Below are 15939 nucleotides of genomic sequence, written 5' to 3' on the forward strand. Positions count from 1 at the left end.
GAATACTCGTAGCAGTGCAGAGCATACTTGCTACAGGTGTTTCGGGGGTTTTTCTTCTACGTTAACTTTTCTACAATGAACGTGAGTTGTTCTTCCAAGGAGATCGGATCATTAAAATAGGAGCCTTTCTGATCGATCTGAAAAACCTTGTTATTTTTTACTGCCGACAAGCCTTTCCAAACATTTGTACTGTATACACCCTCTGGATTGGCATCATCTCCGGACCATGCACTGGTAAAGATGTAGTCTCCCGCAAAGTCCGGCAGTGTTTCAAGCGAGACCTCCGCCCAGCCGGTGTTGCTATCAATGGTTTCTTTTTGTACGGCATTCGGAGCCTTTAACTGGAATTCGCCGTAAAGGATGTCTCCACCCCTTCCGAAGTTGTGGCCAAACGCATAAATCCCCTTGGCGTATGGCTGCAGAATCGAAACGGTTTTATCTCCTACCGCTGCTTGTACCTTAGGTTTTGCCTCAGCTATTTTCTTGTCCCATTCGGCAATCCACTCATTCGCCTTGTCTTCTCTTCCTGTCATTTTGCCAAACTCCCGCAGTTCTTCGCGGATTGACTTCTTACCGTATGGAATCACTACCGTTGGTGCTATTTTGGTAAACTGCTCGATATTTTTATCCCCTTCAAACACAATCAATAAATCAGGGTTCATCGCCAGTACTTTTTCTAGCGATGTTCCGTCGCCCACGCTTTCGATACCATCCAGCTTCCCTTTAAAATACGGGTTTCCCATAGCATGGTCCGTGATACCGATCGGCTTGATCCCTAGTGTCAGAAAATGTCCAACATAGCTGTCCGCAAGTATCACAGCCCGTTTTGGGTCCTTAGGAATTCTCACTGTGCCATTAAACGCCTCGTAGGTGATATATTCATTGTTACTCTCGTTACTCGCACTTTCCTGCGCAGGTTGAGCAGTTTGATTGGCTGGTGTCTGTCCGCAGGCCGATAACATGCTGGTCATGATCATAATAAGGGCTGCCATTATGATCTTATCTAAGCCTGATTTTCTCATTCTCAAAAGAACCTCTCCTTCAACGAACTATGAAATTGATAATCATTCTCGTTAATTTTAGCACAAAGAGCTTGCTCTGCCCATATTTTTCGTTCTCCTAGATACTCTTTTTACAATTCGTCACAAAAAAATGCCGCGAAGCATGTTCGCGACATTGGTAGCTATGTTTATTCATTTGGGGGGTGAGGACCCTTATTTTTATTCACATAAGGGGAGTTGAGACTTTGAATGGTGAGTCGTGCCACAGTACCTTACCAACTTATTGGGTTACTTTGTGAAGACCGAACAGCATGAGGACATCATTATCGCTGGTCTCATACTCTTTCACTTCACCTTTAAAGGAAGTTTCTTTGACAATAATCTTGCTGCCTGTCGCATTTGGTTTCATATCAATGATATGTGAAGATAGATTAAGATCGTCTGCCTTGATACCTAACTTCTCGGAGAGATCTTTAACCGTAGCCTTGAAATCACCTAATTTACTGTCTTTAATGGTTACTCCCTGGCCATCCTCAGAAAAAACGAATGAAATTCTTAAGTCTAGGTTACTTTTTTCCGCTACACTTGCTTTTGCCTCTGCTGTTGTGGTTGCAGACGGTATAACAGTACCAATCACCCCAGTAAGTAACAAAGCTGATACAGTTGTCATCCATTTCTTTTTCATTGGTCTCGCTCCTTTTCATTTCCTTTTTTATGTGCAAGTAAATCTCTTACTTGCTAAATCTAGGGTAAGAGGAAATGTTAAACAAAATATTGGGGTAAAACTAAAATTTTCTTTAACTCAACGCGCATCCTCGGTTCTCAGAGTATAGTCACCTGATTAGGAATCTCCTTGTTCAGACAAACCCCCCCGAATCAGTAGCAGAATTCGGGGGTTTCTATTTGTGAAGAAAGAGCTATTGGTTTTTCGGAACAACAGCATTGACGAACTGGCTAATAGTATCCTTGTTCAATTTGTCTCCGTCTGTCGATACTTCGTACTGCAATTTTTTGCCGGAAGCCTCTGTTACCCAGACAATTCTTTTGCTAACCTGGTCTTTTCTAGCTTCTTCTTTATACAGCACTTCCGTATTGCCTACCTTTATTACCTCTTTTTTCTGTTTATCCAAATCTACAACATACGTTGTGTTGTCCACTATATCTTCGTAATTGGCGATTTTGAAATTTAAATAGTTGCCCACTGAATCTTTGTATGTCGCATACATATAATCCAGCTCATTCGTCCATTCCAAGGGCTGCATAACGAATTCTTTTTTCTCTTTTTCTGCTTGTTTGTACAGAGCTTCCTTGTCATACTTCTCATACTCGAATTGGATGCCATTTTCGAGGCGAGCATCTAAAAAATGATACCCCCCTGGCAGCGTCTCAGGCACATATACCCCTTCCCCCATTTTCTTACGAAGTTCTGTTAATGTGGCAAATTCAAACGGTCTTGAGATTCTCTCCACTGTTTTTTGGGGGTTGTAAACGGCGATATAGAGAGCAGCCGCAGTCCCCGGCTCCAAGGTATCCTCAATTTCCCAACGTTTATCGTAATATTTCTCCTTTTCGGGTTCTAACTCTTTAACGATTTTCGATTTGCCCTGGTACTGGGAAATGTCTTTTTCCTCATAAAGAACCTCGCCCTTCTCATTCTTCAACTGATAGTACTGGACAGCGGCATAGCCCGTTGTGAGACTCGCGATCAGACCAATGGCAACTAATATGCTTACCTTGTACTTCACAAAAAATCTCTCCTTCTCTCGTTTGATTTTTGTCATCACTTGACGGCTAATGTCAATCTCCTGCGGGATGCGCGGGTCATTGAACAGCTCCTTAATATTCTCGTGCGATTTGTTTCGACTCATCGTGAGCTGACCCTCCCTTCCCTAAAGGAGAATAAGCGGATCGGAACTTCGATGCCGTACGCTCGAATTTTTTGCGCAGACTCGCAGCGTTTTTGTTCATGATCAAGGAAATTTCCTCGTACGTCTTTTCTTCCACGCCTCGCAGCAAGAGAAGTGTTCTTTCCTCTACCGAGAGTGTCTGCATGGCAAAAAATACATCCTCACTGAAATAAACATTTTCAATATGCCGCTCGATGTCTGATTGAGACTCTTTGTCCTGCATCAAAAATGGCAACAGCTTTGTCCATTTCCTTTTTCTGATGAGATCGATGCAGTGGTGATAGGCTATTTTATAAAGCCAAGCTGCGAACGGCATGATTGGACTGTATTTTTTCAAGTTGCGATAAGCCTTGAAGAAGACCTCCTGTGTGGCATCTTCCGCTTCGCATCGATTCCCCAAGATGTGATAGCAGTAGTGAAATATCGGGGTTTGGTAGCTCTTCATGATGATAGTGTAGCGGTCATCCGCTCCCTGAATGATCTCATCCACGAGTTCTTCTATCTGTTTCGTGTCCACTCTCTCCCTCCTTTCAACTGGTATAACGTACCATATCACCCTGTATGTGACATCGCGTGCAAAAAAAATGCCGCGAAGCATGTTCGCGACATATGAAGACCTTATTTTTTGCCGAGCGCGGGCTTGTCCTGGTAAAAGAAATTCGGCGTATGGATTGTGTTGTCGTAATTACTGTGGAAAATGTGTGTAGCTGTTCCGGAGATCGGTGGAACCAGCCATGTCCAGTCACCAGTAACGGCTCGACCACATTTCTCTTCTCTTTCCTCAAATCGCTTGAATTGCTGACTCGCCGTATGGTGATCGACAATCGATACTCCTTTTTCCTTGAAGGAATGCAGGACAGCTACGTTCAGCTCGATAAGCGCCTTGTCTCTCCACAGCGTCACTTCCCTGCTCGTATCGAGTCCCATGACCTCTGCGACCTTTGGCAGCATGTTATATCGCTCTTGATCGGCAAAATTGCGCGCACCGATCTCCGTCCCCATGTACCAGCCGTTAAAAGGCGCGGCCAAATAGTCGATACCGCCAATCTCCATGCGCATATTCGAAACAATAGGAACCCCATACCATTGCAATTCCATATCAGCAAAGCCCGGCAAATCGGGATGCACGATCGGCACCTCCAAGACCAGCTCCTGAGGAATCTCAAAAAACTGCGGCGTCCGATCTCCAATTTGCACGACAAGCGGCAAAACGTCGTAGTTTGTGCCTTTCCCTTGCCATCCCAAGCTCTCACATAGCTTCGTCAACGAAAGCGAAATCGGGTCACCCAGTACGCCGTACTCTGTCTCGTATCCCGCATAGCGAATCAGTTGGTCATTCCAGATGCGCATGGGAGCTCTGCCTGCCACAGCAGGTGCAAAAACCGTGATGGTCGGGCGAATTTTCCCGTCATTGGTAGCAAATTCGATGTGTCGGAGCATGGCCTGCGCCATCTCTTCTTCTGTTTCGACATGCCGCTCATCTATCACCACTAACGATTCCCAAAAGAATCGCCCAATACATCGATTGCTATTGCGCCAGGCCATTTTCGCTCCATGACGAAGCTCCTCGGCTGTATGCTCATAGTATCCCTGCTGATGAATCAGCTGTCGTACTTCTTGCAACCGTTGCTCGGTTTCGTCCGTCGTCTTGTCCAGTTCACGATAGCATGTCCGGATAAATTGCTCTGCCGCTTCCATCAGTTGAATTGGTTCCATATTACCCTCTTTTCACGCTGAAGGGTGTCACTTCGCTGTTATTTTCTTCATCGTAGAATTTTGTTACTTACATTATAAATTTACTCTTGTGTGATTACCAATCATGTAGGCATTTGGACACATATCTGTAAGAAACATGGATGGATGGCAAACCAGATAAAATCGTAGGCGGAGGGGCGTAAAGATTTATTACATATAAAAAGGACAGGTGCATTCACACCTGCCCTTTCTCCTAAACTGTCATATGGTGGTTCCACATCTCCGACTTACTCAATGAAACAGCATCTGCTCCACCCTTCAATGCTTCATTGACCTGCTCCATGTTCCAAATCAACCCGCCCAAAATAATCGGCTGCGACAAATGCTCCTTCATATAAGAAATAATCGACGGTGCTATCCCCGGCATGATTTCAATCGCATCCGGCTGGTTTTCCAAGACGTTTTTGATCGTCGTCGTGAGAGAGGTCGAATCGATCAAAAAGACTCGCTGGATCGTCAGCATCCCTTCCTTTTTGGCCGCGCGTATCATTGGACCTTTGGTAGTGACAATGCCTGTTGGTTGGATATAGGTGGACAAAAAACGAAAAGCCTCCTTGTCATTGGACAAGCCATTCATGAGGTCTGTGTGCAAAAAAATCGGCTTGCTCGACTGACGGATGGTTTCAGCTTCCTCCATCAGCTTGGTCAGCTTTCCGTACATCAAAAGAATCGCGCAAGCTCGTGACGCCATCGCCTCTCCCAGGCGATCCTGTTCGGTTGCCGCAATAACCGGATTCGTTTTCAAAATCGTTTGCATGTCCATGCTATTTGCCTCCTGCCCTCAGTAGCCGTTCCACACTTACCTCTGCGCAGCCAAGCTGCTTTGTCTCTACAACCCAATGACCCGCAAAGCCATTGTCTTTTAAAAGAGACAGGATAGGCTCGAACGGGATCGTTCCTTCCCCTACTGCCAAATGATCGTCGAGCTTGCCAAAGTTATCACTCAGGTGCAGAGCGGACAAATAAGGAAGCACCTTCTGCAAGGCATCGATCGCATATCCCGGACGAATCAAATGGGCATGGCCCACATCGTAGACGATTCCCACGCGAGAGGAGTTTACATGACGGCATATACGTATGAGATCCTCGACGTTCCACCCCAGCACTTTTGGATAAGGGGGGACATTCTCAATCGTCAGTATGGTTCTACTCTCTGCGGACAGCTCGGAGGTCAACACGTGGAGTGCCTGACTCACATTTTCCACACCTCTGGCACGCTCTGTTTCCGCGAGTCGATCTTCTACCTCCCCCGCATGCATCACGACGTGCGTGCAGTCGAGAAAGCTGGCAATCTCCAGGCAGCGCTTCATCGTGTCCAACGTTTGATCCCGGGTTGATCCTGCATCCGCCGCCAGATTGCAGCCACTAATCGGCGCATGAATCGACCAGGCAATCCCTCTCTCGTTTCCCTGCTGCTTCAACTCTTTCAGCTGCTCCCAGGACCAGTCTAAGAGGTCAACATGATTCTCTTCACACATAATCTCGATGCCCTTCCAGTCTTTTTGCAAAAGCTGAACAATCGCATCACGCAAGGACAGATCAAATAACGCATAGGTGGATACGGCAAACGAGCCTTTGTCTCTCATGATTCATGACCCTCCCTCTTATTTCACGCCGGAGTGGATGAAGCTGTTGATAAACTGCCGCTGGAACAATAAAAATGCCAGCAACAACGGAAAAATCACCATGACCGTTGCTGCACTTACCTCGGCCCACTGCGCCCCCGTCTCAAACGATTGAGCAAAAATCGCCAGACCGACCGTCAACGGACGATTTTCCACGGAATTCGTAATAATCAGCGGCCACATGAAGTTGTTCCAATGGTAGCTCACCGAAACCAAACCAAAAGCAATGTAGGTCGGCTTCGCTAGTGGAACGTACACCCGCCACAAAATCTGGAACCAGGAGCAGCCTTCCATCCGTGCCGCCTCCTCCAGTTCGTTCGGGATTGTCTTGAAGGTTTGTCGCAACAGAAAGACCCCGAAGGCCGAAGCGAAGTACGGCAGCATAATGCCGATTTTGGTATCCAGCAAAGACAAGTCACGCAGAACGTTATAGTTGGGGAAAATTAAGATATCTGCCGGGACCATGAGTTGGACCAGGAACAGGACAAACAACACATCCTTTCCCCAAAATTGCAGCTTCGCAAAGGCATAGGCTGCCAGTGTAGCCGTAATCATTTGCGCCACCAAAATACCGGTCACGATCAAAAAGGTATTGATGTAGTACTGATCAAAGGGTGCTGCGTCCCACACCTTCGCAAAGTTATCGAGTGTAAAATCTGTACTGAACGACCACGAAGTCGCCAGCTCCCTCGGGCGAAAGGAAGTCCAGACCGCCCAGAGCAAAGGAAACAACCAGAGAACGGCCAAGCCGTACATTCCAACCGTTGTGATTTTGCGAAGCATCTGCCATCCCCCCTAGTTGTAATGAATCTTTTTATCCATACCAAAAAACTGAAAAGCAGCGACTAGCAGCAACAGCACGACCATGACAATCGTCAATGCCGAAGCCATTCCTTGATCCCAGAAAGAAAACGCCGTCTCGTATATGTAGTACAGCAAGAGATTGCTGGCATTATCCGGCCCGCCTTTGGTCATGATCACCAAATGGTCTACCAGCTTGAAAGAGTTGGTGAAGGCGATAATACTGACAAACATCGTCGTTGGCATAAGCAGCGGAAAGGTAATGCGGCGAAAAACCGTCCACGACGATGCCCCTTCCATAGAGGCGGATTCGTATAGCTCTTGTGAAATGTTTTGCAGCCCCGCCAAATAGAAGATCATGAAATAGCCCGCTTCCTTCCAAATGACCATGAAGATCATCGCCCACATCACATTTTTCTGATCACCGAGCCAGTTCATGTCGCCTTTTCCGAACCACTCCATCACATGACTAAGCGCTCCGTACTCCGGTGTGTAAATAAACAGCCAGATGTTCGCCACGGCAATCATCGGAACAACTGTCGGGTAAAAATAAGCCGTGCGGATAAAGCTCTTCCCTCGTAATGCCTTGTTGGCGAACAAAGCCATAGCCAGTGCGAGAGCCACACTCGTCGGCACCGTTCCGATGGCAAACCAGATATTATTGGTCAGCACCTTCCAAAACACTTCATCTTCCACCATTTGTTTATAATTATCTATCCCGTTAAAAAACGGCTCTGGAGAACCCAGATCCGCTTGATGAAAACTGAGTATGAACGTTTGTATAACCGGATAGAAGGTAAACAGCAGCAGGAAGATGAGGGAGGGAAGGAGCAAGAGCCAGGCGTACATGTTCACTTTCCATTTTGCGCGTAGTTCCCCCATTGTCGCTCCCCCATTGCCTTGCTTGATTATTTGTTGAACGGCGCCAGCATCTTGTCCGCTTCTTCCTGCGCTTTTTTCAATGCTTCCGCAGGTTCAGATTGACCAGTAATCACGGATTGCAGTGTGTCGTTCAAGAGCTTTGTCACTTTACCGTTATTGTGCGTAGACAGCTCAGCATGTCCGTATTCCAGCTGGTCACGAGCTACTGCTGCTGCCGGGAAATCCTTAACGTATTGCTTCATCGTCTCTTCTTCGTATGCAGATTTGCGTGTAGCAACATAGCCAGTATCGACACTCCACTGAGCAGCGCGCTTAGATTCGGTCATAAAGCGAATGAACTTCCATGCCGCTGCCTGTTTCTTTTCATCGGTTCCTTTGAACATGTAGAAGTTACCGCCACCTGTCGGGCTGCCGTAGTTCTTTTTCGCTGGCAAAAATGCTACGCCAAAATCAAACTTCGCGCTTTTCTTCACGTTCGTCAGATTCCCTGTCGTATGGAACATCATCGCCGTTTTGCCTTCCAAGAAATCAGAAGGCACAGTCGCCCACTCGTTGACACCTTCAGGCATGACTTGATGCTTTTTGGACAAATCTACCCAAAATTGCAGAGCTTCTACATTTTCTGGCGTATCCAAGAACACTTTCTTCCCATCTTCGGACATCAGGTTCTTGCCGTTTTGCAGGGCCAGCGCCTGGAACATCCAATACGTAAAGCTCGAGGAAGGAATCTCGACGCCGTATCGCCCGTCCTTTTTCAATTTGGCCGCGTACGAAACCAGCTCATCCCAGGATGTCGGCGGTTTTTCCGGATCAAGACCGACTTCCTTGAACGCGTCCTTGTTGTAATAGAGCACGATGGTGCTGCGCTGGAACGGAATGCTGTATGTCTTGCCATCTACTTGAGAATTCGCCAGGAAGCCCGGGAAGAAATCATTTACGTATTCGCTGCCGCCATCCTTGGCAATGAGGTCGTCCAACGGAAGAATTGCATCCATGTCCATCATCGTATGCAGCTCAGTAGAGAGCATCACTGCTACGTCGGGAGGAGTCTTGCCCTGTACAGCCGCCTGCACTTTTGTCGTTGTATCTTGATAACTGCCCGTATAGACTGGCTTGACTTTGATATCTGGATTTTCTTTGTTAAATTCCTCTGCCATTCCGTCCACGATCTTGGTCAAAGGACCGCCAACCGCAACTGGATAATAGAAGGACAGCTCTGTTTTGCCAGACGAATTGGCTCCTTGCGTCGCGTTGTTCGTAGACGAAGAATTGCCACTGGAGCAACCCGTGATCAGACTCATACTCATGACGACCGCAAACAAGCTTTTGACAACTTTACGCATCGCAGTACCTCTCCCTTTTCTTTTCTCAATTGGTCGTAACCGCTAGATTTTTTCCGGTTTCTCTATCAAACACGTTCACCTGAGCTGGATCAAAACGAACATGCATGGTTTCACCTCTTTTGCAGTGCCATTGCCCGTTCCATTTGGCCTTCCACAGCTTGTCTCCCACGGTGAATTCAACAATGGTCTCAGAACCGAGAATCTCTACTCCTTGTACGGTGACAGGGAACTGGAAGGAAACATCGACAGATTGCCCTTCAAGGGCGGGTTGAAGTGACTCTGGACGCAGACCGAGAACGACCGGGGTCTGGTCCTTGATACCGTGAAACATAGGAAGCGGCAAAAACTGCTGACCTGCCAGCTCAATTCCTGCCTGATCGCCTGCCCGCCAAATGGCAGGGACCGTATTCATCGGGGGTGCCCCCGTAAACTCCGCCACGAACAAATTCGCTGGATGGTTGTAGACATCGAGCGGTTTTCCGACTTGCTGAACCTCTCCGTCGCGCAGGACCATCATGCGGTCTGCCATCGTCATCGCTTCCACCTGATCATGCGTAACGTAAATCATCGTGATGCCCAACTCTTGCTGCAAGCGGCGAATTTCCGTGCGCATGTGCCCGCGCAGCTTGGCATCCAGATTGGACAAAGGCTCGTCCATCAGGCAAATAGGATGCTGACTGACGATGGCCCGTCCGAGTGCAACACGCTGTCGTTGTCCCCCGGATAATTCCTTCGGCTTGCGTTGCAAAAGATGCGCGATACCCAGCATCTCCGCTACACGCTCCAACCGCTTGCCCTGCTCTGCTTTGTCTACTTTTCGGACCTGCAAACCAAATAAAATATTATCTTTTACCGTCAAATGCGGATAAAGTGCATAATTTTGAAAGACCATGGAGATGTTTCGCCCGCTCGGAGGGACTTGATTCATCGGCTTGCCGCCAATCAACAGCTCTCCCGTGCTGATCTCCTCCAGCCCGGCAATCATGCGCAGTGTGGTTGATTTCCCACAACCAGAAGGCCCTACCAGCACGAAAAACTCTCCTGGCAGAATACGAGCACTCACTTCATTGACTACCTTCTGGCCCCCATATATCTTGGAAATGCGCCGCAATTCCACTTCAGCCACGACTTTCCCCCCTGAATCTCCGCTGTTTTTTACGTATCACTCGACTATACCAATTGCTTACTAAGGTAATATTTGGGTATTGTAAAGTTTTTGTGCATAGTCGGTAATAATCCCGCCGACTCCCGCCTCGGTTGCCCGCTTCATATCTACTTCCTCGTTAACGGTATACACGGTCAAGATGATTCCCCGATGCTTGGCGAAGCGGATTAGCTCTGGCGTGACAATCTGATGGTTGATATAGTATTGGGCATTCAGTTGAACCGCGTCTGTTATCCGCTTTTCGGCGTACTGTTCCAGTTGTTCCTTTGGCTTGGTTCCGCTCAAGGTAAAGCCGAGTCCCAGTTCCGGATTGAGCTTGGCAAAACGCTCCAATACTTCTGAGCTGAAGCTGCTGACAATCACATCTTCAACCATGTCGTGCTCCTTGATGACCTTCGCCATTTCCTTTTCGTACCCAATCCCCTTTGCTTCCAGAATGACCACCGCTTTGCCCTTGGCCGCTTCCAGCAATTCATCCATGGTAGGAATGACAGCATCGGTAATTTCAGGCTGGTACCAGGAAGGATTTGCTGGATCGAGCTTGTTCGCATTCAATTCGCGCAGTTCCTTCAGTGTGAAATCCTTTACCTTCCCGGTCCCGTTAGTGGTACGCTCCAGATCAAAATCGTGGATCAGGACAAGGTGGCCATCCTTTGTTTTGTGGACGTCTGTCTCGATGATTTCCACACCCAGCTTCATTGCTTCTTCAAAGGCGTACATCGTGTTTTCCGGTTTTAAGGAAGGGATACCTCGATGCGCCATGACCATCGGAGGTTGCGTGATGCTTTTCTCTGGGTAAGCAGCAAGCAGCTCATGCACCTCTTTTGGATCGTGTGAGACAACCCCCGCCACTCCCATCTCGATCATTTCACTCGCTTGGCTCTTGTTCGCCCGATCAATTCCCCACACGGACAACCCGCGATTGCGGAAGTAACGAATGACATCCTCCGTCATCGCAGTTTGCGAGAGAACGATCACATTGGAGCGACTGCTCCTGGCTGAGCGTACGAGCTCCTTTTGCTTCTTTTCATTCAGCTTGCCGTCGATATACACGAGGGCACCACGGTATTCATTGTTTTTCTCTCGCATCTCTTGGACAATTTCCGGTCGGGAAGACACAATGTGCACATCAGTGAGATTCTCTTTCTGGAGTAGACGATCAACCTCGGCTACCAATTTCTTGTCCTCGATATGAATCACCGGAATCGCCTTGCCCTTGATCTGCTCCAGTACCTCGTCCAGCGATGTGCCGTCCTGGGTGACGACTCCGTTCTTCCCGGATTTTTTCACCGGAATAAAAATGGAAGACGCTTCTGCATCCAGAATCGTATCGGGCTCGGACTTCTTGTCGTACATGGCAATCACCGTCGGCGGAAGGACAATTCCCGTCTTAGGTTCAGGGACAATCAGCACGTCCTCTTTTAAGTCAGAGACTGGAATCTTGTCTTTTTGGGCATTCGGACCAAATAACAACTCACCAGGGGTTGGCTTGGGCTGATCAACAAAATCTTTGGAAGCATCATTCGTATCCTTTTCTGTCAGGCGTTCCATCGAGTGTCCGCCAGCTACTCCCGGATGAGAGATGACTCCCGGAACCTTCGCATCCATATAAGCCATCGAATCCACCACATTGTACGCAGGGTCCATCAAAATGACATGGTCGCCGCCATTTGCCAAATAAATGCTGCCTGTCGCCCAATCCGTCGGCAATAGCTCAGGGACGTCCTCCATGGAATCGAACAATTCAAAATCTGGCGTGACGCCGTGGCGTTCCACGATTCCGTCTGCATAGCGGGAAATGACAATCGTCTGGTAAGGCTCAATCATGGTGCCTTCCGGAAACGCATGCATCCCTTCATTTCCGCCACGCTTTTCCTCGTCGCCGATCATGTATCCACTCAAATCAATCGAATCGTTGGAGATATTGGTGATTTCGATAAACTCGCCTGTGCTTTCATCAAAAAGAGGATCATTGACAACTTCTGTGATGAGCAGGGTTTTGCTCACCGCGCTTTGCGCCATTACGGACGGCATACTGCCTGTCACCAGACTTGCTGCCATTAGTGACCACAACCACTTTTTGCTGCTCTTTCCCAACTCCATCTCCCTTGCCTCCTCGTTTTCCTACTCGACTTGCACCATGGCTTCCATCGTCGGAAGGATGTAATCTGGCTGAATCTCTGTGGCTTCCAGTTCGCGGCTGGTCGTCACACCCGTCATGACCAGCGCTGTTTTCATGCCGCTGTTTTTCCCAAGTAAAATATCTGTCTCCAAACGATCGCCCACCATGACGCATCTTTCTGGCTGTACTTGAAGCTGTTGAAAAACCTGCTCGACGTAGTACCGAGACGGCTTGCCAGTCATCGCCCAGACAGAGGCTCCACCAGCCGTTTCAATCGCTCTCGCCAACGCCCATGTATCAGGAATGGCCCCCCCTGGCACCGGACATACCGGATCGGGGTTCGCTACGATCAGGAGGGCTCCCTTTCGTACAGCATCAGCAGCCTGTTGCAGCTTTTCATACGTAAATCCACGGTCCATTCCAACCAATACATGCGTAGCCTCCTCCGCATCTTGCACCTGCTTTATATGAAAGCTCGCAATCTCTTCCTCCAATGCAGGCTCTCCAACGATCAGGACACGCGTTTGCTCCGCATTTTCTTGAAGATACAATCCCGCTGCGTAGGCAGCCGTCATGATTTCTTCCCGCCCGGCAGTTAATCCGAGCTTCTGGAGGCGAGTTTGACAAGCTGTTCTTGTCTGTACCGTCGTATTGGTCAAAAACATGATTTTCTTCTGCTTCTCCCGCAGCGTGGCAAGTGTCTTTTCCACCCCAGGAAGCAGTTCATTCCCGAGAAAAATCGTTCCATCCAAATCAAAAAAATACGCTTCGTACCTATCTGTATCTAGCAAATCCCCTGCTCGCTCCTTTCATTCGAAAACACAAAAAGCCCTCATACACGGCAATAGCACAAAGAAACAAACCGATCGAACGGTCTTTTTCAAATCTATTGCTGTATGAGGGCTTTCTCCACGTCTCGACCCACTTACAGACGTTATTCATTTGGTTGATAGCTCGATCATAACAGGTCATTGTTAAGGGATTGTTGAGCTATTTTTGGTTTTATGTGAACAACACCAAAACTAACCATTGGTAGTTAGCCAAAAAAAGATTGCAAACTGTCTAAGAAAGAGTAAAATTCTTTGTGGATGATAATGATATTCATTATCGGAATATAATCTTATAATTATACACTTATATCATATGAAGGGATGTCATTTCATGATACAAAAATGGAGTTATCCACTCGCGGCAGTTGTTCTCGGCTCTTCCTTGCTCGCTGCTTGCGGAAACGCACAAACAAAAACCGAAGAGAAAAAACCAGAAGCCGCGCAGCCTGACAAGCCTGCCGCTGCTGATCAGTCCGCGACAGCGAGCACTACTCCTTCTCCTGAGCTGCAAGCCTCTATTGATCAATACCGAAAATGGGTCGTTGACCAAACCGACCAATTCGTAAAAGCAACAGAGAGCTTTACCAACGCCGTCAAAGCAGGCGATATGGAGAAAGCGAAAAAGGAGTATGCTCCAGCCCGTGCTTACTTTGAGAAAATCGAGCCTATCGCTGAATCTCTCGGCGATTTTGACCCGTGGATCGATGCCCGCGAAGGCGATGTGCCTGATAACGAATGGCGCGGCTATCACAAATTGGAGAAAGCCCTCTGGGAAACCAAATCAGTTGCTGACCAAGGTAAAGTGGCAGATCAACTGCTGCAAGATGTGAAGCAGCTCCGCGTGAAGGTAGAGAGCGTCGAAATCGATGTGCCTATGCTGGTAACGGGTTCGGTAGAGCTCTTGAATGAAGTATCGTCGAGCAAAGTGACTGGTGAGGAAGAACGCTATTCCCACACAGATTTGTACGATTTCGCTGCGAACGTGGAAGGCGCTCACGAAATTTACAAAGTATTGAAGCCTGCTGTTACGGAAAAAGACGCTGCTCTTGCAACTGAAATTGAAGCTCGCTTTGCTGATTTGGACAAAGCCCTCGCACCATACCGCAAAGGCGACGGCTATGTGCTGTACACCGAATTGAAGCAAGACCAAGTGAAAAAGCTGAGTCAGTCCCTCGATGCATTGGCTGAGCCTTTATCCAAAATGGGTAAGATCGTAGGAGGCTAACAAGATGAATGACAAGCATCTCGAAAACACCACAGCGAACAAATTCACACGTCGAGAAGCTCTGAAGTTGGCTGGTGTCGGGGGGATTGGACTGCTGTTAGGAGCGACTGGGGTTAATACCCTTTTGCCCTCCTCTCCTAAAAATGAGCAGGCGAGTGCCACTCCGACCGGTGCAGATGAGGTCATTCCCTTTTATGGCAAGCATCAGTCCGGGATCATTACACCTATGCAGGATTTTATCTGCATGGGTGCTTTTGATTTGACGACGACCTCGCTAGGGGATGTCCGCAGCTTGTTTCAAAGCTGGACGCAGGCAGCAGCACGCATGACTGCCGGCAAAAACGTCGATGAGGAGAGCGATCACGCCCTTCTTCCTCCTGTCGACACGGGAGAAGCCATGGGCCTGCGCCCAATGAAATTGACGATCACATTTGGGCTTGGCTCTTCTTTCTTTGACGAGCGCTTTGGTCTGGCATCCAAGCGCCCAGCTCCTTTGGTCGATTTACCTCGCTTCAACAGCGATGAAATGCGAAAGGAATGGTCGGGTGGCGATATTGTCGTACAGGTCTGTGCCAACGATCCGCAGGTTGCCTTTCATGCCCTACGGAATTTGGCCCGGATCGCTCGAGGCAAAGCTGTCCTCCACTGGCTACAGGAAGGCTTCCAGCGTACCAGTGCATCCGACCCGACTGGCTCCACACCACGAAATCTGCTGGGCTTCAAGGATGGCACGAACAATCCGCCGGTGAACGATCCTGCTACCGCAAATGAAGTCGTCTGGGCTAACACGGCTGAAAGTCCCGCGTGGATGGCAGGCGGAAGCTACATGGTCATGCGTCGAATCCGTATGCGGATCGAGGTGTGGGATCGCTCCACCCTCACCGATCAGGAGAATACATTTGGTCGTCACCGTTTAACCGGAGCTCCTCTTGGCAAAGCAAATGAGTTCGACGAGCTGGAGCTGGATCGAAAGGATGCCAAGGGTAAACCCGTTATTCCTGTGAATTCCCATACCGCCCTGGCCCATATGGAGGGCAAAGTGAAAATTTTGCGGCGCGGATATTCTTATTCAAGTGGAATGGACCTGAAGACTGGTCAGCTCGATGCTGGACTGTTGTTCATTTGCTTCAATCGTGATCCACGCAAGCAATTCATTCCGATGCAACAAAAGCTCGCATCTGTCGACCTGCTCAATGAATATATCACCCATGTCGGCAGTGGTTTGTACGCCTGTCTACCTGGTGCAAGTGAGGGCGGATACATCGGGGACACGCTATTTTAAC

Annotated in this window: 15 protein-coding genes; 2 read left to right on the forward strand and 13 right to left on the reverse strand. The window is 48.4% G+C overall.

The window, feature by feature from the left end; translation table 11 throughout:
• Positions 1-56 precede the first annotated feature (56 nt).
• From ACUUHJ_RS30465 to ACUUHJ_RS30525, 13 genes are all read right to left on the reverse strand, one after another.
• Positions 57-1022, reverse strand: a complete 966-nt coding sequence (locus ACUUHJ_RS30465; RefSeq protein ID WP_289678171.1) for an iron-hydroxamate ABC transporter substrate-binding protein — start codon at positions 1020-1022, stop codon at positions 57-59.
• 259 nt (positions 1023-1281) lie between these two features.
• A complete protein-coding gene (locus ACUUHJ_RS30470; protein ID WP_289675161.1) occupies positions 1282-1686 on the reverse strand; it encodes a hypothetical protein in 405 nt (134 codons plus the stop codon).
• Between the two features lie 232 nt (positions 1687-1918).
• The gene (locus tag ACUUHJ_RS30475; RefSeq protein WP_289675162.1) at positions 1919-2869 is read right to left on the reverse strand and encodes a hypothetical protein; all 951 of its coding nucleotides are present in this window, start codon (positions 2867-2869) and stop codon (positions 1919-1921) included.
• On the reverse strand, positions 2838-3425 hold the full coding sequence (locus ACUUHJ_RS30480) for an RNA polymerase sigma factor (RefSeq protein ID WP_289675164.1): 588 nt from the start codon (positions 3423-3425) through the stop codon (positions 2838-2840). Before ACUUHJ_RS30480 ends, ACUUHJ_RS30475 begins: the two co-directional genes overlap by 32 nt.
• Positions 3426-3526: 101 nt before the next feature.
• Positions 3527-4624: a nitric oxide synthase oxygenase gene (locus ACUUHJ_RS30485; RefSeq protein WP_289675165.1), complete on the reverse strand. Its 1098-nt coding sequence runs from the start codon at positions 4622-4624 to the stop codon at positions 3527-3529.
• A 232-nt stretch (positions 4625-4856) separates the two neighbouring features.
• Positions 4857-5426 (reverse strand): glycerol-3-phosphate responsive antiterminator, encoded by a 570-nt coding sequence (locus tag ACUUHJ_RS30490; RefSeq protein WP_289675166.1) that lies wholly within the window; start codon positions 5424-5426, stop codon positions 4857-4859.
• Between the two features lies 1 nt (position 5427).
• Complete coding sequence (locus ACUUHJ_RS30495; RefSeq protein ID WP_289675167.1) at positions 5428-6249, reverse strand: sugar phosphate isomerase/epimerase family protein; 822 nt, start codon at positions 6247-6249, stop codon at positions 5428-5430.
• Positions 6250-6267: 18 nt separating this feature from the next.
• Positions 6268-7071: a carbohydrate ABC transporter permease gene (locus ACUUHJ_RS30500; RefSeq protein WP_016739540.1), complete on the reverse strand. Its 804-nt coding sequence runs from the start codon at positions 7069-7071 to the stop codon at positions 6268-6270.
• A gap of 12 nt (positions 7072-7083) precedes the next feature.
• Positions 7084-7971 (reverse strand): carbohydrate ABC transporter permease, encoded by an 888-nt coding sequence (locus ACUUHJ_RS30505; protein ID WP_007717821.1) that lies wholly within the window; start codon positions 7969-7971, stop codon positions 7084-7086.
• A gap of 26 nt (positions 7972-7997) precedes the next feature.
• Entirely contained in the window at positions 7998-9314 is a 1317-nt protein-coding gene (locus ACUUHJ_RS30510; protein WP_172139517.1) for an ABC transporter substrate-binding protein, read from the reverse strand.
• Positions 9315-9339: 25 nt separating this feature from the next.
• Positions 9340-10440 carry an ABC transporter ATP-binding protein gene (locus ACUUHJ_RS30515; protein WP_472300894.1) on the reverse strand — a complete coding sequence of 367 codons (1101 nt, stop codon included), beginning with the start codon at positions 10438-10440 and terminating at the stop codon, positions 9340-9342.
• 60 nt (positions 10441-10500) lie between these two features.
• Positions 10501-12582, reverse strand: a complete 2082-nt coding sequence (locus ACUUHJ_RS30520; protein ID WP_472300896.1) for a glycerophosphodiester phosphodiesterase family protein — start codon at positions 12580-12582, stop codon at positions 10501-10503.
• A 21-nt stretch (positions 12583-12603) separates the two neighbouring features.
• On the reverse strand, positions 12604-13392 hold the full coding sequence (locus ACUUHJ_RS30525; RefSeq protein WP_472300897.1) for an HAD-IIA family hydrolase: 789 nt from the start codon (positions 13390-13392) through the stop codon (positions 12604-12606).
• 370 nt (positions 13393-13762) lie between these two features.
• Here ACUUHJ_RS30525 and efeO point away from each other — a divergent pair, with 370 nt between their 5' ends.
• Positions 13763-14656, forward strand: coding sequence for an iron uptake system protein EfeO (efeO, locus tag ACUUHJ_RS30530; protein ID WP_472300898.1), 894 nt, complete (start codon positions 13763-13765; stop codon positions 14654-14656).
• A gap of 4 nt (positions 14657-14660) precedes the next feature.
• The gene (gene efeB, locus ACUUHJ_RS30535; RefSeq protein ID WP_289675172.1) at positions 14661-15938 is read left to right on the forward strand and encodes an iron uptake transporter deferrochelatase/peroxidase subunit; all 1278 of its coding nucleotides are present in this window, start codon (positions 14661-14663) and stop codon (positions 15936-15938) included.
• Position 15939: the final 1 nt, after the last annotated feature.

This window comes from Brevibacillus schisleri (assembly GCF_055685845.1).